At 31.3% G+C, this 22,585-nt stretch carries 7 protein-coding genes; 6 read left to right on the forward strand and 1 reads right to left on the reverse strand.

Annotated features, from left to right (window positions below):
• The first annotated feature begins 195 nt into the window (after positions 1-195).
• From IPP08_01540 to IPP08_01550, 3 genes are all read left to right on the forward strand, one after another.
• Positions 196-5,148 (forward strand): SBBP repeat-containing protein, encoded by a 4,953-nt coding sequence (locus IPP08_01540; protein QQS66882.1) that lies wholly within the window; start codon positions 196-198, stop codon positions 5,146-5,148.
• Positions 5,149-5,201: 53 nt separating this feature from the next.
• Positions 5,202-6,065, forward strand: a complete 864-nt coding sequence (locus IPP08_01545; protein ID QQS67809.1) for an ABC transporter permease — start codon at positions 5,202-5,204, stop codon at positions 6,063-6,065.
• Positions 6,066-6,537: 472 nt separating this feature from the next.
• The gene (locus IPP08_01550; protein ID QQS66883.1) at positions 6,538-7,029 is read left to right on the forward strand and encodes an HAD hydrolase family protein; all 492 of its coding nucleotides are present in this window, start codon (positions 6,538-6,540) and stop codon (positions 7,027-7,029) included.
• A gap of 81 nt (positions 7,030-7,110) precedes the next feature.
• Here IPP08_01550 and IPP08_01555 read toward each other — a convergent pair whose 3' ends face one another.
• Positions 7,111-8,025: a hypothetical protein gene (locus tag IPP08_01555; protein QQS66884.1), complete on the reverse strand. Its 915-nt coding sequence runs from the start codon at positions 8,023-8,025 to the stop codon at positions 7,111-7,113.
• Between the two features lie 452 nt (positions 8,026-8,477).
• On the opposite strand from IPP08_01555, the gene IPP08_01560 reads away from it, so the two are divergent.
• The 3 genes from IPP08_01560 to IPP08_01570 all read left to right on the forward strand — a co-directional run bounded on the left by IPP08_01560 (position 8,478) and on the right by IPP08_01570 (position 22,504).
• On the forward strand, positions 8,478-14,009 hold the full coding sequence (locus IPP08_01560) for a hypothetical protein (protein ID QQS66885.1): 5,532 nt from the start codon (positions 8,478-8,480) through the stop codon (positions 14,007-14,009).
• Positions 14,010-14,313: 304 nt separating this feature from the next.
• The gene (locus tag IPP08_01565) at positions 14,314-19,563 is read left to right on the forward strand and encodes a T9SS type A sorting domain-containing protein (GenBank protein QQS66886.1); all 5,250 of its coding nucleotides are present in this window, start codon (positions 14,314-14,316) and stop codon (positions 19,561-19,563) included.
• Positions 19,564-19,798: 235 nt separating this feature from the next.
• Positions 19,799-22,504 (forward strand): TonB-dependent receptor, encoded by a 2,706-nt coding sequence (locus IPP08_01570; protein QQS66887.1) that lies wholly within the window; start codon positions 19,799-19,801, stop codon positions 22,502-22,504.
• Positions 22,505-22,585 lie beyond the last annotated feature (81 nt).

Raw genomic sequence — 22,585 nt, forward strand, 5'->3', positions numbered from 1 at the left:
TTAAAATAAAAATTAAAACTTAATACAAGGTGTACTTTTTTAAATTTAAATTTAATTTTTATACTTTTGGAACAAAGATAAATGTTGCTTTTGAATAAATTATTACAAATGAATTTCGGTACAAAGTTAAAGGTTAGTTACTTACTCAATCATTTGTTAATTGGTATATTAGCACATTATTTAAAATAATTTTATTTGAGATTCCAGATATCAATATTGCTTTGGATTTTTTGTGTTTCAATTACTTTAGCACAAAATATACTAACATCGTATAACTCTCCTTGTTTCATAAAAAACAAAGGTCAATGGCATCAAAATGCTTTGTTCCAAACTCGTATTGAAAAGAACAATATTTGGTTTACAAATGATGCAATTATATATGATCTATTTGATTTACAAGCTGATATAAATAAAAAAAATGTTGGTCATGTTTTTAAACAAAAATTCATAAATAGTCAAAAATTTAAAACTATTAGTGATAATATTTTACCTGGTACTTTCAATTTCATTAAGGGAAATTCAATTCCCTCAAGAACAGCCGATGTACCAGCTTTCAAAGAAATTGTACAACAAGACATCTACACTGGAGTTTATATAAAATACTATTTTAATTCTAATGAATTCAAGTATGATATTGTTGTTCTACCAGGTAATGACCCTAATGTTGTCAAGTATTATTTTGAAGGTATTGTTGGTTTGCCAACATTAAGGTACAATAATAAATTACTGAAAGATGAATTAGTTATAAAAACTTCTGTTGGAGAAGTGGTTGAAAATATTCCAGTTTGTTACCAAAATATTAATGGTAATAAAGTAGTAGTAAATGCTAAATTCAAACTTAGTAATGATACTATTTCATTTAGTATTGGATCGTATAATACAAATGAACCGTTAATTATAGATCCTTCGGTTAGCTTAAACACTTATCTTGGAGGAGCTGGTGATGAGTTTGGTAGATCATTAGATGTTGATACTTCTGGTAATATCTACGTTACAGGTTTGACTCGTTCTACAGAATTTCCAATAACTCTTGGGGCTTACGATATAACCTTAAATTCTGCAAATGGTACCTATGATATTTTTGTAACAAAGTTTAATAGAAGTGCTTCAAGTATAATTTATTCAACATTGATTGGAGGAAGTAGTGTTGATGAATCGACTGGAATAAAAGTTTCTCAAGATGGTACTGCTATTGTTTGTGGTGCAACATCTTCAATAGATTTCCCTAGAGTGAATAATTCTCAAATAAAAAAAAACGGGTTAGATGGGATAGTTTTTGGATTAGATCCAACTGGTAGTTCTCTTAAATTTTCAACTTTTTTAGGGGGTGATTTTGATGATAAAATTGAAGATATAATTCTTGATAATAAGGATACTATTTATTTAGTTGGTTCAACAAATTCTAACAACTTTCCAATAAGTTTAAACGTACTTCAAAGCACTTATATGGGTGGCGAAGATGGTTTTATTACAAAGCTTAATCCAAATGGAAATTCAATTAGTTCTTCAACATTTTTAGGTGGAAATAGTAATGATAAAGCAATATCAATTTGTTTTGCATTTAATGGTGATGTCTGTGTTACAGGCAAAACCGAATCATCAAATTTCCCAACTAAAAATGGTTATAGATTAACTCCAATCGCTGGTGAGGATTGTTATTTAGTAAGATTAAATAGACAATTAAATGTTGTAAATTATGGTACATATTTTGGTGGTGCAAATCAAGAAGAACCATCTTCAATATGTGCTGATTCTTTAAATAATATTTTTATTTCTGGATGGACAAATTCTAGTGATTTCCCAAACTTACCTGCATCAGGAATTGGAAATTGGTTTTTAATAAAATTCAATTCATTAGTTGGAATCCCTTCTTTGGAATATAGTAGAATGGTTGGAAATATTAATTCTGCTTTAACCACTACTATGAAATGCAATTCTTTAGGAAACTCATTTGTATGCGGTAGTGGACCAGATTTGAAATTTATTGAATTTGACCCTAAAGGAAATTTTTTACCTGCAATTTCAATTGATGGTACAAATATAGATGAAGTTGCAAAGGGAAGTTATCTTTCAAAGTATAACGATTTTTATATTTGTGGTACAACTAATTCTGCAAATTTACTTCAAACTTCAAACGCTTATGACAACATATTAAATCTTAATTCCTCTAGTTTTAATTTTGATGCTTTTGTTATCCGTTTTTCTTTTAAGAACAGACCATTTGCCGTTTTCCCTAACAGCCGTGATTTAGATACATTAATATGCGATACAGTTAGGTATGATACCATTTATATTTTTAATCAGGGTGATTCTGACTTAGTAATAGGAAGACCATATTTTTTACCAGATGATGGATTCTATAAAATTGTTTTTCCTCCTAGTTCAGGCACTTATTTAGTGGCTGCTAAAAGTACTCCATTGAAAATTATAGTTCAGTTTTCAACTAGAATTAATGCCAACAAAGTATCTGAATTAGTATTTTTAACAAATGAAGAAAAGCCTTATAAGTATAACAAAATAAAATATTCAGCAGTTAGAATTTCCCCCACTATTGAATTTAATAATATTTCAGTAAAATTCCCCAAAACAACATATTGTGATAGCCCAATTATAAATGATACTACCATCAATGTTAAAAATAATGGTGATGACTTGGTTTCGATTATTGGAATTAGAATGTCTTCTGGTAAAAATTATATTGTTAATAGCAAATACAATTTCCCATTAGTGGTAAATAAACAGATTTCAATTCCAATTAATATTAAAAGAAATATTACATCAGCTAATACATATAAAGATACCCTAATTGTAGATTTGAAAGAATGTAATGGTGAAATTAAAATCCCAATAGAATCAGTTATTGATTCAATTTCCTTCCAGGCTTTATCTGGTGATACAATTCGATATAAACCATTGGATGTATGCAATGGAGTTATTTCTGATACACAACAAATTAACTTGATAAACAATGGGAATATTCCAGTCAAAATCGATTCAGTATTTATTAGTAATAAAAGTTTTAAATTAATTGAGAAGTTACCATTTATGCTATTTCCTGGTAAAGTTTTAAATTTAAATTTAGTTTATTCTTATAATGGGAGCAACGCACCAATTATAGGAAATATTAACTTTTTATCTAATCCTTGTGGATTTGAATTGAAGGTTAATATATTCTCAGAAGGAATTAAATCACCTGTTAATCCGCCTATTTTAAATGTTGATTATGGAAAATTTTATTTTTGTAGTAATGATAAATTTGTTGATTCAGTATTAGTTTTTAAAAATATTTCAAATGTTATTGTAAATATTTTACCAAGCCAAGTACAAACTCATTTTCAAATTATAGAACCAGTTAATTTTCCTTATGTTGTTAAACCTGGTGATGAAATGAAAATTAAAATTAGATATCAACCAAAAATTACAGGTAATATTTTGGGTGTTTTTAAATTTCCTTTTTACTCAGGAACTTGTGATGATACTCTTATTGTTACTACGCAAGGTGAGAGCATTTCTCCAAGTATCAGTACTAATGAACCCTTTGATGTAGGAGAAATTGAAACTTGTAAAACTAGTTTAGATACATTTTTTATTGTAAAAAATAATTATGAAACAGCTTTCAGAATTGATTCTTTAAAATCTATAAATGGAAACATAAGAGAAGAAAAATTTCCAATAATTGTCCCAATTTTAGATAGTGTTTTAGTAAAAATTCATTTCACACCACTTACAACAGATGAAATTTCCGATACAGTATTACTTTTTATTTCTTATCCATGTATTGATGTAAAAAAAGTAGCAATAAAAGCAAAGAAATTTGGGAATGTTGTTATGATTGATAACAATGAGATTAAATTCCCTCCACTTATAAATTGCAATATCCTACAGTTTCCAGAGGTACTTTTAAAAATTAAAAACAGTTCTCAAAGTGGATTAGGAAATATTATTTCTGTGAAGTCAGTTAAAATAAATGGTTCTCAAATATTTAAAATTTATCCTGATATAATTGGTAAATCTTTGAAGATAAATGATACATTAAATATCATTGCAAGAATGGAACCTACTATGAGTGGTCTGTTCAATGCTGAGGCAGAAATTGTATTTAGCCCTTGTAATGATACCATTATAATAAAAATGATTGGTACTGTTGATGAGCCAATATTACCTTTTGCTGAGCTTCCTATTTTCCAACCAATTTCTATTGGAGATACTGGTAAAACTTCTGTATTAATTTTTAACACAACTAATGCAGAAGTTCGTGTAGATTCACTGAGTTCAATATTAAAACCTTTTAGAATAATTAGTGTAATTCCTAGTTTACCAATTATTATTAAAAATCGGGAGTCGTTTAGAATTAATTATGAATTTGTCCCGGAGATTATAGGAAATGCATCTGTTGTTAATAAAGTATTTTACTCTGAACCTTGCAATTTTACAAACGATATAAGGCTAACAGGAGAAGGATATATTCGAAAAGAGAATATCTTTATGTGTATAAATGGAAAATATGGGAGTAATGTTGGTGATACATTAGAGGTCAAAATAGTAAATCAAACACCTAGAAAATTATTAAACAAAACTACTGCTGAAATCTATTTAAGTTATTCCAAAAATAGCTTACTTTTGCTACCTTTTAAATCTTCTGACACAATAATTAATGATAGTAAAAATGGATCTAAAATTAAAATCAATAATATTGATGAATTAAATTATGAAACACTAAAATTAAAATTTATAACTCTAGGAAGTAACATAATTAATCCAATAATTAAAATTGATAGTATTAAATTTTCAGATACTACTTTGATACCAATTTTTTGTCAAGATTCTGCTACAATACAGGTAAATAATAGATGTTATCTAAATGGAACTCATTTAGGATATGGAAAAAACTTTTTATTAAAACCAAACCCAAATCCTGCTTCAAGTGATATAGTCATAAAATTCGGTCAGTTAGAAGATGTTGAAACGACAATTAAAATTGTTGATGTGAATGGTAAAGAAGTTTATACTCCATTAAATAATAAGTTTAATAGAAGTGGAGAATACACTTTAAAATTTACTTCTAATGATTTACCAAATGGTAAATACTTCATTATTTTATTAGCAGGTCAATTCAATGCCTTGGAGACTTTACATATTAGTAGATAATTATTTTAATTAATATTGTATTAAAAAGTTAACATAAAAACAAATTAAAATTTATCAATTTATTACTTACAGGAATTTCTTTAGGGTTAGCCTTTTCAGCTTTAGGAATTGGGATTTACATTACCCTTAAAGTATTCAATATACCAGATATAACCACTGATGGAAGTTTTACTTTAGGTGGAGCTGTAACTTCAATTATGCTTACTCAACATTATGGTTTAGGAACTTCTATTTTTACATCAATAGTTGCAGGAGTTTTAGCAGGAATAATTACTGGGATTGTTCATACCAAATTAATGATTAATTCTTTGCTTTCTGGTATAATTGTTATGACTGGTCTTTATTCAATCAATTTGATATTGATGGGTAGATCCAATTTGCCATTAATTTCTGTAGAAACTATTTTTACTAAGTTCTCAAAAACACAAACTCATTTTTCCGAGTTAATAATTATACTTATAATTTCAGTTTTATTAATTTCTTTAGTTGCATATTTATTATCAACAGATTTTGGACTTGCAATGAGAGCAACAGGAAACAATGAATTAATGGTTCGAGCAATTGGTGTTAACACAGATAATATGAAGATAATTGGAATGGGTATTGCAAATGGATTGACTGGACTTAGTGGATCAATAGTTTCTCAATATCAAGGTTTTGCTGATATTAATATGGGGATTGGAATTGTAATATTTGGATTAGGTTCTGTTATGATTGGGGAATCAATTATGAATTTATTTAATTTAAAAAATATAATCTTCAGATTAATTGGAGTTGCATTAGGGAGTGTTATATTCCGCTTATTAATAGCTTTGGTATTAGTATTAGGAGCTGATCCAAACCAACTAAGGCTCATTACGTCTTTGTTAGTATTAATATTTGTTGCTATTCCAAATCTTATAAAAAGAAAATCTTAATTGAAATTCAATAATTTATCTTAACATATTTTAAATTAGATAATAATAGATATTTTACAACAATGTTATCTAATAATAGTCTTTATTTTTTCATTGTATTATATTATTTAGACTTTGTTGTATGTTTTATCTATCATTCAAAATTTAGTAATAATTTACATTGATTTAATAATAACTAATGTTTTAATATCAAACGAAAATGTTTAAACCTCTAATCTATTTAGCATTCGCTTTTATAATATATCAGGTAATAAGAAATGTAATTTCAAATTCAAAGTTTGAGATATTGTTTAAACGAAAAAAAATGACTAAAAATAATTCTGTTGATTTAAAAGATGAAATTACAAATCAAAATAATAAGCAAGTAATTATTCCTATGAATAATGAAATCAAAGATGCAAAATTTAAAGACATTGAGTAATTCCTATCACTGTAATTTATAAAATCCTTATAATATTTATTTTAAACTCAAATGGATTTCTCAAAAATAAAATTGTTACTAACTGATAATGATGGTGTGCTTACTGATGGAGGTTTTTATTATTCAAATAGTGGAGATGTATCTGTAAAATATAATTCGCTTGATGGAATGGGTATTGTTTTGTTGCAAGAAAAATTCGATGTTGAAGTTGTTATAATATCAGGTTCGGGAGCTGATTATATTTCTAATAGAGCAAAGAAATTAGGAATTAAAATTGTACATTTAAATTGTTATGATAAAGTTGAAATTGTAAAGCAAATCTTACTTGATAAGAATTTACAAAAGGAAGAAGTTGTATTTATTGGAGATGATGTAAACGATATAGATGCCATGAATTTATGTGGAATAAGAGTTGCAGTAGCAAATGCTCATAGCAGTTTGTTACCAATAGTAGATTATGTATGCGTTAAAAATGGTGGTGATGGAGCAATTCGTGAGTTAGCAGATATTATTATTAATGCAAAATCAAATAAAACTAATTGAAAAATATAACAGGTGATAACATTATTTACTGTAAACACCTGTTATTAAAAATATAACTTTTTAAAATTTAATTTTATTTCTTCAAAGTTTAAAAGTATAATCTATTCCCAATGTTACTTCTATTCCTTTAAAAATATTCATTCCAGATGGAATAATAGCAGCATCAAAAGAGACACCTAATTTATCATAAGTATTTACTCTTAAACCACCTCCTAGCTTAATGTATCTTTGTTTTGTAGGGATTGGGTTAGCTACTGAAAATCCTTCAGTAGGTTTTACAACAGACATTACTCCATTTGCTTGTAAAGTAAATAATAACCAATCATTAATAAAATACCCACCGTTGAGTGCAAAAGTTATCTCATTCCCATATTCAGGTTTTAAATCATTAAAACAATTTTTATCTACTCCATCTTGACAAGGTATTGACTTTGATAAAGCATATATACTAGATCTGTATTTAAACCCCAAACCAGCTTGAGCATAAATTGGTAATGGGTGAAAACTTTTACCATAATTCAATGAAAGTTCTGCGTCTATTTGTCCTGCTCCAACACTTGGTGTAAAGTTTCTAGTATATCCTGTAGGTAATGTAAATGCCAAATTTGCAGATAATACATCCGACCAGCCAGAAATTCCAACTAGATTATTTAGTTTGTATCTACCACCTAACATTAATGAGCCAAAAGCAAAAGTTGAATACTTGAATGAAGCGTCTCTTGTTATTACTCTTTTATATGGTAACGAGCCAAATATTGTTACTTCATCATTTAATCCACCTTCTGAATATAAATAAAAACTTCTATCAAAAAATGCATTCTCAGTAACGTTATCAGCCATTGGTTTTTGAGTACCATCAAAACCATATTGTTCTTTTGCAGTTACTGATCCATAAAAAAGTTTTGCATAAATTTCTCCTGAAGGTTTAGTCCAAGCTTGAGAAAAAGATATTATTGGAAAAAGGAATAGTAGAATTGAAATCAAATAAAGCTTCATTATTAAAAGTAAAAAATTAATTTATAGCAATTTATAAAAAAAAGTTTTCTTATATAATATTAATTGTTAAATAGTATTTGTTGGAATAAAATTAGTATTTGAATCAATTTATGGGGTTAAATAATGAATTTTTTAAAAAAGAGTTATTATTAATTATAGAAAATTAGTTATATTGCGAAATTGAAAGTAACATGTTGTTACAAATAGGTACTATAAAAACCACTTAGACCATACATAATATGTGTTTTAAGAGTTTCTTTATAGAATTTATTCTGATAAATAGTTGATTTACTCCATCTTTTAATTAGTTTTTTTATTTTTTTTATAAATTAAATTTTTTTTACTAACAAAAAAGTTTGTGATGTGTTTAGTAATGTGTTCTTTTCAATAGAATTAAGTAATAAATAATATATAAATCCAAAATTTTAATTTTTAACATCAAAAAAGTCGTTATGAAAAGATTGTTAATGCTTTTCTTGACTGGTCTCTGTGCTGTTTCGTTGCAATTAAATGCACAAACAAGCCCAACCGTTGCAACTGACGGTGGTGTAACACCACCAACGGACGAGACAATGACTCCTGCAGCAGTTTCAAGCGGGACTCAACAGTCGAAAGATGCTAAGGATACTGAAAAGGAAAAGGATGAGGAACAACGTAAGAGCGTTGCACCTTTCGGATCATATCCGAATGCTGCAACTAATTCGGTTCCAACTACCTATTTAAATCCAAGTGTATCAAATCCAACAGCTAATGCTGCTTCTGAGGCAAACCTAAGTGTTTTTGCTGGATCGCTTTTGTATCCAAGTCCAAATCCATTAGGAACACAGACGCTTCTAGGAACAACAAATGCATTTACAACTAGTGTAAACGCAACTGGTTCATATCCAAATGGATATGCAACAAACCATAACCCAATTTCAACTGGGTATTATGCAATGGATAATGCAGCAGCTCAATATGGAGCTCCTTGGCAACCAACTTACACTTTCTTGGATATAAGTGGTTCACTTGCCTCTTCTTGGAGACGTATTGCATCTGGACCTTTCCAAAACAGTCCAATTCCATTTACTCCAGCACCTGCTGGTCCTTTTGGAGTTGAGTATTTTAGAAATCCACAAATGGTTTTACCATCTTTCGGTGCTCCATGCCCAGTAACAGGTGGTGGTGCAGCAGGATATGATTCTACTGATGATGCATTTGCTGGACCATTAAGTATAGGATTCCCTTTCTATTATTATGGAGTTAAGTATGATAGTTTTTACGTATCTACAAACGGTTTGATTATGCTTTCAAATCGTCGTTATAAATATGATGCTTTAGGTAATCGTGCTGATTACGAACCATTTGGTGATAATCCACAACGTCCATTATGGACTAACTTACCTGGAGTAAATCCAACACCATCTCAACAAGCAATTCTTGTTCAAGATGTTAATGATGATTATGGATATATGAATGCATTAACAATGTTATCAGGACCTCCTGGAACATCTCCTTCTGCGTCAAATCAAAATTTTCCTGCAAATGGTGTTGTTGGTATTCCAACTACTTTAGTAGGTGTAAATACTTCAGTTACTTCAGCTCAACCAAATTTTATTTTACCAAATGGAGCAATGTCAACTGATAGAGGTTCTTGGAGATCTGTAATTGCACCTTTATGGGATGATTGTGAGTTACCACAAGTAACTCCAGATGTTTCTGGTAATAAACCTCCATGCGGAACAGGTATTGGTGAAGATATCGGTAAAGTTTATTGGAGAATTGATCCAACTGGTAACCAAATGACAATTTACTTTAAGAATCTTGCAATGGCTTCAAGAGCTAAAACACATGCATTCTTATGTAATACAGTTACACCTGGCTATAATGTAATTAAATCTGACTTTCAAGTAACTTTTGATCGTTATGATAGTACTGTAACCTTCAACTATGTATCTTTTACTGGTACAGTTGCTAGATTTCCTCCTCCACCAGCTTCGGCAATGTTTAGAGCTAATGCAACTATAGGTTTACAAGGTTCAGATCTTATTAATAATGATAACGGAGTCCAAAATACTACAACCGGTACAATTGGTACAGGAAATAATTTTGGTTCAGTTAAAAATGGATTTACAGTTGCTGCTGGAAATAGCCGTCAATTTACAAGATACACATTCAACGATTGTCCAAATGGAGGTGGTGTATATGTTGATGGAGATATTGGTTCAACACCATCAGCAGGTATGGCTCTTAAATTCAAACAATGGAAAAACGTTGCTAGAATTTTAAATGTTAAGTATAATGTTCCAGATTATACATTATGTGATCCTAGAGTACCAACAACTGTTCAACCTCCACCAAATACTTTTAATATTGCAGCCCCTACTTTTAACTTTGAGCTTCTTTTAGGGCATCCAGTATTAGGCGTTTTACAACCACAAGGTGTTGTTCAAAATTTAACAGCAGACACTAGATTAGGAAACTTGTTTTTCCAAAATCCAAATATCAGTCCAGTGGGTATTGGTACTACATGGAATGCATGGAATGCTATAAATAATCCAGCTAATCCAACATACTCAAGCAACTCTTTAGGCAACTTAGCATTTTGGGTAAATAATCAAGAACAACCTGTATCGTTCGAGGTAACATTTAGAATTACAGATTTAGTTACATTTGGTAATATTCCTTATCAAAATAGTGCAAGAACTCTTTCATTATATCCAATTTCTTATAACTCAGCAAATGCTGGACCTCCTTATGTAGCAGGTAATACTCCTAACTTCCAAGTTATGGTATTCCCTCCGTATATTACAAATCAAACTTTAGCTAACCAATTAGGTAGATTTAAAGCTGAGATGTTTGTATCAGATATCTCTCCACTAGGAGCTAGATATGGAGAACAATGGCCATTTGATGATACATCTTCTCAATTACTTTTTGGAATAAGAAGAGAAGAAATTCCATATATCAATACATTTAGTGATTATAGTAATTCATTCTTAGAAGGACCTATTCCAAATGTTAAAAAATGGGTTACAATTGGTGCTGGTATTTCTGATGGTGAAGCTAATACTTATGATCCTCCTTCTCCACGTGGACCACAAGGTGATTTAAATATTAACTCTCCTTTAGTTAGAATGGATGGTAGAGATTTCAATGGTACTGGATATTCTTCAACAAGAATTGGTTGGGGACAAAGTGGAGCAACACCTCCTAACTTAGTTACATCTCAACAACCTCCACAATCAAGTTATCCATCACCTGGAATTGGAGGCGATTTGTTAATTTCATTCCCAATTAATATCAGTTCAGTTACAAGTCGTCCTGTAATTAATTTATCTTACCAACGCTCAGGTGTAAATAACTATCCTCGCGGATGGAGTGATGCTTCTCGTATTGGAACAGATGCTTTAACTACTCAACCTGATAGAAATAATAATTGGACATTCCAAATTTCATTTATTAATTACGTTGTAGGTTGTCCTGATAATTTAGTAGTTGATTTTGCAAGACCAAGTAATAATGGTTGTAATAGAATGACAAACATTGGGTTAAAATACCCAGGTGTTTCAAGAGCTCCTTATGAAAATGGAAGTGCAAATGGTGGTGACTGGTATGCACTTGCATATTCAGCAACTGGCGCTCCATTTGGTGATTTAGCTAATGGTTCAGTAACATCATATACACCAAGAGTTGTTAAATGGCCTGCTGCTAATTATTTAAATCAAGGAGCTTCAACAATTCCATATACTTTGTTCCCAACAGGAACTCAAGTTGCTACACCTTACCCACGTTGGGGAGTTTTAGGTGGAAATGGTGGTTCAGGTTTAGATACAGCAGGAAAGATAATATTGAATGAATTAGATCCAGGTAAAGATTTTGAATTTACTAGAGTTATGATTCCAATTCCATCAGCACATTATCAAGAATTTAGTTGGGCAGCAATTTATCAATTAGCTCCTAATCCTATTTATGATGGTAATTCTGCAAAGTTTTTCCGTTTTAGAGTACGTGCTGCAGTAAGAAATCATGCATGGTCAGTAACTCCTGCTGGACTTCCTCCAGGAAACATTGCTGATGATGATGATCCATTCTTTGTTGATAATATCAATTTAACTGAGCCATTATATCCTGAGATTGAAGTTGTAAAAGTAAAAGTAGATTGGCCTTTCACTGAAGCACCTGCTTCTCAAGCAAAACAAGTTCCATTAAGTGCAAAAGTATTTAACAATGGATCTAGTGCTTCAACAGCTTTCGGAATGGCAGTATTTGTAGAGAATTTAGATGCACCTCCTGCACCAGGTAATTATAGCTATTATAGATATAAATCTGTAATTGCATTACCAGCAGGACAAGAAAGATTTGAGAATTATCCAGCATGGAATGCTCAAGAATGCGGAGCAAAAATCACTCCAGCTAATCCAAATCAATCTATTTCTACTAATTATAGAATATCTGCTAAAGTTTCAGATAGTTATGAGGCAAACTTCTCATCTTCATTAGCAAATTGTGATTATTGTAAACAGAATAATTTACAATACACAGATTTTGCATTAAGATTAGGACCAACCTATGCTTATGATCCTGCTTCAAGTCCAACTGGTACAAATGATGTTCCAACATTTGCTACTTATACTGGTAAAGGATTGAATACAATGGGTACTCCAGAAGATGGACAAAATGAATCTCCTTTTGGATCAGCTGGTGGTCAACAAATTCCTACAGCAAGATTAGGTTCAGGTGCATTTGCAATGAACTTCCCAATATTTGTAACTGATACATTAAAAGGTTATACAGCGCTTTTTGGTTCAATGAATCAATCACCAGATCAAATTTCATATTTAGTATATCGTAACAATCCTGGTAGTGCACCTAGTGTACCAATTACAGGATCAAGAAGATATGCAAAACGTGGAGAAGGCTTTAGAATGAGTGGTGCTCCTTCAGATCCACTTTATCCTTATGCATTTGATGAGTATGTTACATTCTTATTAGATACACCATTAGTTTTAACTCCAGGCAATTATTATGTTGCTGTTGAACAATTAGGAGAAGATGGTATTGAGTTAGGAGGTTCAGCTTATCACATGGGTCAGGTAATTACATTAGCTCAAGCACCTCCAAGTGCAGGAGTTGGAAATGTTTCTCCTGCGATTTATCGTGATTTAGGTGGTGCTGAGAAATTCTGGTGGGAAAATAATGCAGGTGCTTCTGGTACTTGGTTACCATTCATGAGAGATAGAGGTAACCCAGGTTATGCTCACTTCAATTGGGCTGGTTTCCAAGGTGAGGTTACTTTATTAGGTAGCACCGGAATTGGTTCAGGAACTAACTTCTCAAGAGGTTCATGGATTCCTATGCTTCGTCCTTACTTCGGTTCAAAAAATGCTAATGATTGTACTGTATTACCTGTTGAAATGACTGAGTTTAATTTAACAGAATTATCAGATGCGATTAGATTAGATTGGAGAACATCTAGTGAAACAAATAACTATGGTTATAATGTTGAACGTAGAGTTAAAGGATCTGATGCTTGGTCAAATGTACCTTCAGGATTTGTGAAAGGAAATGGAACAACAAATGTTCCTCAGAATTATAACTTTACTGATGCAAATGTTGAGCGTGATTTAACTTATCAATATCGTTTACGTCAAGAAGATATAGATGGAAGTAAAAATTATAGTGCTGTTCGTGAAGGAAGAATAGAAAGTGTACGCGCTGGAGAGCTTTCTATGTTAGAACAAAACACTCCTAATCCAATGTCTAATCAAACAGCATTTGGTGTGAATGTTAAAACAGCAGGAATCTATAATATTGAAATATCAGATATTTATGGTAAGACAGTTCGTTCTTTAAGTTTCAATGCTGAATCAGGTAAAAGAACTTCAGTTAATTGGGATGGAAAAGATGAAAATGGTACTACAGTATCTGCTGGAAATTATATCTACAAATTAGTCGGTAATGGTCTTCCAGTTGTATCTCGTAAACTTACTATAGTAAAATAAATTAAGTAAGTTGTTATTAATAAGTCCTCTCAATTAATTTTGAGAGGACTTTTTTTTGATACAATTACTAACAATTTTAATACACTTACTATATAAATAAACAATAATTGGAATTTAATAGTTACTTTTATTATTATTCATACATAGTTGAAATCAAAATGAACTAAACTTGAAAAGAATTTTACAAATAAACTTGGTATTTATGAATAAAAGTTTATGAAACCTTTTAAAAATAAAAGTGTTTAAAAAAGAAAATCGATTTTAATTATCAAAAATATAATATTTATATTAACAGCAAAAAATTATGAAAAGTAAATTTCAAAGTTTAAGCTTTTTACTAATTCTTATTGTTTCCATTATAAGTGGGAGTCAGAATTTACTAAAAGCAAATCCTCCAGTTTGTTTAATTAGACCTTTATCAAATGAAAGTTATTGCGTAGATGCTGCGGGTAACATTTCCATATCTTGGAATAATGCAGATGCAACATGCAATACAATTGTTCAATATGGACCTACTATTGTTGGACCTTGGACTACAATAACTGCAACAGGCTCATCTCCAGGAGGTTCAGTTAGTTGGGCACCTCCAACAGTACCTGGAAATTGGTTTGTCAAATTAAGTCAGGGCTGTAATGCTGGAAGTACACAAACGGTAGGATTTCAAGTAAGAGCAGCTTTAGGTGGCTCTGGAACTTTACCAGATATAACTATTTGTGCAGGTGGAACTTTAGATTTAAACCAAGCTGGTGCTGGACAAGTTACTGGAACAGGAGCTTGTGGAAATTATAGATATAAATGGACAAGATATGATGCAGGGAGCTCTACTTGGGTTGACATGGTATCAAATGTAGGATTACCTACTGCTGGGTTTATAACTACAACTTGGACATTTAACACTGCGGCTGCAGATGGAGGTCAATGGGCTTTAGAAATTTATGATTGTCAAAGAAGCTCAACTAGTCCTTGTGTGTCTGCAGCATCACAACCACCATATAACTGTGGTCCTGTAAGAATTGTATTTAATGTTAATATTATAATTCCATTTAACTCATTAACTTTAACTCCAGGTTCTACTTTTAATGTATGTAAAGGAAGTGGCCAAATTATTACAGCAGCTGCTGCAGGTGGAGGAGCAGCAACATATATTTTTGAGAGAAGTTCTAATGGAGCAATTCCATGGACTAATGTTCAAACGGGTTCATCACCAACTTATGATGTTTCAACAAAAGTAGGTATTAGTTTTTATAGAGTTAGATTGCAAAACGCTCCTTGTGCTGAACTTATGAGTAATGATGTAAGAGTAGATGTACAAGAATTACCTTCTGGAGCTAAGATAACAACTCCAGGACCAACAACAACATGTGTTAATGGATCTTTTCCTCAACTTGATGCTGAAATTATTAAAACACCAATACCTGGTTTAAATTATTTAACAAATTGGCAAATGAGTACTGATGGAGGTGTTATTTGGACTGATGTTACGACTCCTGGGCTACCACCTGGAATCACTTTCTCATTTACTCCTCCTGGAACAGTACCAGTTGGAGAAACACAATTTAGATTAAAAGTTAGTTCATTAGGATGTCTTCCAGGTATTTATTCTAATATAATAAAAGTATATGGAAATACAGGATTAAACTTTGCTTTAATTGCTCCTAATCCTGCAGCAACAACAATTTGTACAAGTGATAATATAAAAATTGATGCTAGAATAAATTTACCTTGTCCAGGTTACGCTAATATTGTAACATATGATGTTTATAGGAATTCAGTAGTAAACACTAATCCAGCTTGGACTTGTCCAAACACTCCTCATGGAATAGTTGCTGGTTGGGCAGAGGTTACTCCTAGTTCAATAATTGCAACAGGTTTGCCTTATCAAAACATAGCACCTGGTTGCATAACAGGAACTTCTCCTATAACTGCTATATCATTACCTTCACCAGCAACTCCAGGTACTTATAGATATTACGTAGTTGCTAGAACAGGCTGTATAGTAGGTGGACTTCCAAATATAGTTGATTGTCAATTTATTGATTATACTATAAATCAGGGTCCTGTAGTAACTGGGTTGACTCCAAACTTAATTGTTTGTTCTCCAAACAATGCAAATTGGAACTTTACATTAGGTGGAACTTCAGCATTAATTAGCTGGACATTCACACCAACAAATCCAGCAGGTCCATCAGTACCATTAACAAATGGTACTAAATATACAATTTCAGGAGGACTTCCAGGTCCAGGCTCATTCGCTGTATTAAATACAACAACATCTGATGAAGGAGTTTATCAAGCAACTATAAAATCATCTAACAGTTGTTCGGATTTAATTTTAACTTGCTCATTATCTGTTAAAACAGCAGTTCAATTTACTGGAACAAATTCTCCAGTCGAAGTATGTAAAAACGCCACTACTGGAATTTTAATTAGTGGAATTACAGGTACTTTTCCTACAGGAAAGACTGATTACATCTATCAATGGAGAAGAGGCACATCAAACTTATCAAATGGTCCAACAGGAACAGGCTCAACTTTATCAGGAACAGATTCAGCAACATTAGTTATTACAAATGCTGGTGCAGCGGATGCTGGAAATGATTACAATTTGAATATAACTGGCTATTGTGGTACTTTAAATGTTCCAAATCAACAAATTTCTTTGTTAACACCACCTAGCTTATCTAGTATGTTGAATCAAGAATTATGTGTTGGTAATAATGCTACATTTACAGTAAATGGATTAGGATCTGCTTTTATAGTAAATTGGATTGGACCTAATGGAGCAATTACCCCAGGTGGCAGATTTACTATAAATGCCAATGGAGATATGCAAATAAGTAACATTGGATTTACTGATGCGGGAATTTATACAGTTACATTAAAGAATAGTTGTAACAGTGTTGGAGTAACATCTTCATCTAGATTAGATATTTTAGATATTCCTACAATTAATACACAATTGTCAAATCAAACTGTATGCCCTGGAGGTAATGTAACATTTGCTGGATCAATTGTAACAGGTATTCCAGTTGGAACGGTAGTTTATAGTTGGGCAAAAAATAATGTTGCAATTGCAAATGGACCAACAGGAACTGGATCAACTTATAGTGGTGCTTCAACAACAGCTTTAACTATTACTGGAGTAAAAAATGCAGATGCTGCAACTTATACATTAATTGCAAAAAACAAATGTGGAGAGGCAAAGAGTGCAGGACAGTTAATAGTTCAAACATCTCCAACAATTTCGGGATTAGTAAATAAAACTATTTGTGAAGATGGAAGTGTTACTTATGATATAACAACTGGTGGCACAGGAGTTAGCGTTGCTTGGAAGGGTCCAACAAATAATGCTATAACTAATGGTGGAAGATTTTCAATTGCTTCAGATGGGGATTTAACAATTAATAATATAGTTCCGGCTGATGAAGGAAATTATGTAGTAACTGTAACAGGTACTTGTGCTCCAGCAGTGACAGGCACAGTAATTTTAACAGTAAATAGAAAGCCAAAAATTACAACTGAACCAGTATCTCAAGCGGTCTGCTTAAATAAATCAGCAACATTCTCAGTTTCTGCTACTGGATTTAATATTAATTATCAATGGTTCAAGAATAGTCAATTAATAAACGGAGCAACAACATCAACTTATACTATTGCCTCAGCGATTGCTAGCGATGAAGCAGATTATACAGTTGTTATCAGTGGTGGATGCCCTCCTAATGTTACATCTAAAGTTGCTAAATTAAAAATTGAACTTTCACCTTCAATAACAATTGATCCTGTTGGATCTACTGTTTGCCCAGGTGATAGCTATACTTTCAATGTTACTGCAGGTGGTGGAGTAACATACCAGTGGAGAAAAAATGGTGTAAACATAAATGGGGCTACTTTATCATCTTATACTATTAATCCTGTAACAAATAATGATGCAGGTGATTATGATGTAACTGTATCATTACCATGTAGCAGCATAGTCTCAAAAGTTGGAAAACTTATTGTTAATAACGCAACAGTTGTATCAACTCAACCTCAAGATGTTACAGTATGTGCAGGTAATCAAGTGAGTCTAGGAGTTATTGCAACTGGAACAAATATTAAATATCAATGGAAGAAGAATGGTGTTAATATACCTGGGTCTAATGGTAGCACATTGATATTAACAAGTGCTAGTGCATCCGATGCTGGTGAATATGAAGTAATTATTAGTGGAGATTGTAAACCGGATGTAACGAGTAGAAAAACAATTGTTGTAGTAAATTTAGCTCCTTCTATTACTACTCAACCAACTGATCAAAACGTGTGTATAGGGTCTCAAGCAACATTTTCAACAAATGGAAACGGGACTGGAGTTTCTTATCAATGGAGAAAAAATGGTATAATAATTCCAGGAGCTACAAATTCAACTTATACAACTTCAAATACAACAGATCAAGATGATAATTCAATTTATGATGTTGTTTTAAGTGGTACATGTAAACCAGATGTAACTAGTAATCCAACAAAACTAACACTCAAACGTTCAATTTTAGATCCAATTAATACTATTACAGTAATGGATACAACTGAAATTGATACACTAAGAGAAGAAGATGTAAGATTTAAAAATAATGGAACATTGCCAGTTACAGTAAGCAGTATTTCAAATTTATTAGCTCCATTTTCGATTGTATCAACAACACCAGCATTATTACCTTCTGCTGTGATTGGTCCTGGTCAAGAGTTTGTTGTTAGAGTTAGATTTACCCCAACAGAAGTTGGTGAAAGATATGATACAGTTAGAATTACCGTAACAGATCCATGCATTAAAACATTTTCAGCTCCAATAAAAGCAAATGGTGAAGATGGAAAAGCTATTGTAACATTAAGATTGAATGATACAACCGGATTTACAAAGAAACCTGATTCAAAACCTGATTCAAGGACTGATATTATAATTAGCTATAATACACCTCCAATTAAATTGGAAAAAGTAAATCCGACTGGAGTAACATTCAAAATTTCATTTAATGGAACAATGCTAACTCCTGTAGATGAGAATTTAAGAAGAAATATTACATTTAGTGGAGATACAGCAATAATGACAGTAGTTTTATCTGGTAATATCCCAAAATCAGGGAAAATTGTAACAATACCAATGTATATTCTTTTAGGAAATGATTCAGTAACACCATTGAAATTCTATTCAGCACCAGTATGGTCTGGTGGAAAAGTAATAGTTGCTGATACTAAAAATGGTAGCTTTAAAGCATTGGATATGTGTACACGTGGCGGATTACGTGGCACAAGAGGTGGATCTTTGGGTATAACAAGATTAACACCTAATCCTGCTAATGACAAAATGAATGTTACTATCAATAGTAATTCAGAAAAAATAACAATCAATTTATATGATTTGAAAGGTAATTTAATTTTAAGTAAGAATTTGGATAATGTACAATCTGGTGCAGATTATTCTACTGATTTAAATTTTAAAGAATTATCAAGTGGAATGTATATTTTGATTGCAACTGATGGAGAATTAATAGATAAAAAAATGGTTAGTATTGTTAAATAACTAATTAAGAGTTAGATCAGATATAAATTAGTTTACTTATTTATCCCAATTACTTTTATATATAGTAATTGGGATTTTTATTTATTAAATAAACTGTAATTTATAAAATAAATCAAATCGTATCTTTGTATAATAGTTTAATAATACTAAAAAACAAATTTTTAAATCATAAATTACCCGAAATTTCTTTGAGTTAATTTGACGAGTCAAAATTTTAAATATATAATTTAATTTTATGAAATCACATTTTTCGATTTTTCTTCTTTATGTATTTTTACTTATATCTTCAAAATTATTAATTGCTCAAACCGGTTTTCTAACTGGTAAAATAATTGAACAATCAAACAGCGAACCGATAACAGGGGTTACTGTTAAAGTTATAAAGAATGAAAGTTCGCAAAGACAATTAGGGGCAATAACATCAAGAGATGGTTCGTATAAAGTAAAGAACATACCAATAGGGAAGTATAAAGTTATTGTTTCTTGCATTGGATACGAAACAGTTGAAAGAGAAAATGTTGAGATATCTGCTGACAAAACAACTGAACTTGAAATTGTAATTCGTCCTGGCAATTTAAACTTAGATGAAATAATAGTATCAGCTTCTAGAAGGCAAGAAAAGGTTACTACTGCCCCTGCTTCAGTTTCTATAATAAATACTAGAACAATTCAAGAAAAGCCTACAGTTTCAATTGCTGATCATTTAAAAGGTATAACTGGGTTAGATGTTATTCAATCTGGATTAACTCAAAATAATATTGTTGCTCGTGGATTTAACAATTTATTTTCTGGTGCACTAATGGTTATTACTGACAACAAAATTGCTAGTGTCCCATCCTTAAGATTAAATGCATATAATTTTATCCCTTTAGTAAATGATGATATTCAACAAATTGAAGTTATTAGAGGTCCTGGTGCAGCTTTATACGGACCGAATACTGCAAGTGGAGTAATGCATATTATTACAAAGTCACCATTTTCATCACAAGGAACTAATTTAAGTTTTTCAACTGGAACTAGAGATTTGTTACAAGGTACAATTAGGCATGCTGGAGTAATTGGAGAAAATCTTGGTTATAAAATTTCTGGTCAATACTTAAAGGGGACTGATTGGAGTTATGTAGATCCGGCAGAAGTAAAAGCTATAAGCGATTGGAAAGCAGATACAACTAAAAATATTAATGGAAGTAAAATTGGGATTAGAGATAGTACGATTGAAAAATATAGTGGAGAATTAAGATTAGATTATTTACCAATGAACGACATGACAATTATTGGTGCTTTTGGTTTTAACAACGCTGTAAAGAACATGGAGTTAACTGGTGTTGGAGCTGGACAAGCTCAAAATTGGCAGTATATGTATTTTCAAGGTAGATTTTTGTTTAAAGATTTATTCTTTCAAATCTTTAGGAACCAAAGCAATGCGGGTACTACATATTTACTCAGAACAGGACAACAAATTTTAGATAAAAGCACAACAACTTCAGCTCAAATTCAACATTCTTATCAACCGATATCTATAATCAGGTTGACTTATGGAGCAGATTTAGTACTAACAAATCCAGTAACTGATTCTACTATAACTGGATCTAATGAAAATGATGATAACACAACAGAAATTGGTAGCTATTTACAAAGTGATATTAAAGTGAATGATCAAATAAATTTAGTTGGAGCTGGTAGAATTGATAAACATAGTAGATTAGAAGATGTAATTTTTTCCCCAAGAGCAGCAATAGTTTATAATCCAATTAAAGATCAATCATTAAGATTAACATTTAATAGAGCATTTTCAACTCCTGGAACTAATGAACTCTTTTTAGATATTATAGCTGGAAAAAGTGCAGCTTTTAATATCAGAGCTACTGGAATTCCAAAAAATGGATTTACATTTGAGATGTTTAATGGAAGGCCTTTAATGCACTCTCCATTTAAAGCTAATAAAAATGAAGCAATTCCAATTGATAGTATAAATAGGTTATGGCCTGAGATTCAAGGATTTCTAAAAACAAAAGGATACGATATTACTTCTATTCCTGCACCTCCTGCTGGTGTTGTAAAAGTTGATGTGAAAAGCTTAAATACTAGTGCTGGAGATTTCTCTCTACCTCCGTTAACAGGTAATTTAGTTTCAGATAGAAAACCAGTTGCTCCAACAATTACAACAACAACTGAATTTGGATATAAAGGAGTATTATTTGATAAATTGTCATTGAGCTTAGATCTTTATACTTCTCATTATAAAGATTTTGTAGGTCCTTTGCAAGTTATAACTCCAACTGTTTTTATGAGATATAACGATTTGAAAAATTATTTCACAGATGTACTTAAAGCTTCTGGAATGAGAGCAGATTCTGCAGCAGTTAATGCTGCTGGGCTTGCAATTGGATGTGCTGGCATTCCACTTGGGCAGATTACTCCAAGAGAAGCGATAAATGACCCAACAGCAGTAATACTTACATATAGGAATTATGGTGATATTACTCTCAATGGTTATGATTTTGGATTCCAATACAATATTTTTGATAATATTTCTATAGTTGGAAATATGTCTGGTGTAAATAAAAACTTTTTTGAAAATCTTGATAGTGTAGCTGATCTTGCATTAAATGCTCCAAAATTTAAATATGCTTTTGGTGTTAACTATCATAATAATAGTTTAGGTTTTAATGCTGAAGCAAAGCTAAGACATATTGATAGTTTCAGAGTAAATAGTGGAGCTTATATTGGTAGCATTCCTTCTTATTCAGTAGTTGATCTTACAGTTGGATATCAATTACCTTTTTTAGATGGAGCATCTTTTACATTAAGTGCAACTAATTTGTTAACTTTTGTAGATGGTGGTAATGGAAATCCATTTATTCAAAGGCATGCAGAGGTTATTGGAGCTCCGGCAATTGGGAGTTTGATAATTGGTAGGTTAAGTTATAATTTTAAATAATTTAATTATTAAATAAATAATTTTTAAAATATATAAAACCAATCTTCGTCAAAGCCTAAAGTTGGGGAGTAGCTTTTTCCT

The sequence above is a fragment of the Chlorobiota bacterium genome, from assembly GCA_016700335.1.
Taxonomy (GTDB): Bacteria; Bacteroidota; Ignavibacteria; order OLB7; family OLB7.

Excerpts from the sequence above, each read along its gene's own strand:
- IPP08_01565 (QQS66886.1), top strand. The coding sequence starts at position 14,314 with ATGAAAAGTAAATTTCAAAGTTTAAGCTTTTTACTAATTCTTATTGTT.
- IPP08_01570 (QQS66887.1), top strand. The coding sequence starts at position 19,799 with ATGAAATCACATTTTTCGATTTTTCTTCTTTATGTATTTTTACTTATA.
- IPP08_01555 (QQS66884.1), bottom strand. The coding sequence starts at position 8,025 with ATGAAGCTTTATTTGATTTCAATTCTACTATTCCTTTTTCCAATAATA.
- IPP08_01550 (QQS66883.1), top strand. The coding sequence starts at position 6,538 with ATGGATTTCTCAAAAATAAAATTGTTACTAACTGATAATGATGGTGTG.
- IPP08_01560 (QQS66885.1), top strand. The coding sequence starts at position 8,478 with ATGAAAAGATTGTTAATGCTTTTCTTGACTGGTCTCTGTGCTGTTTCG.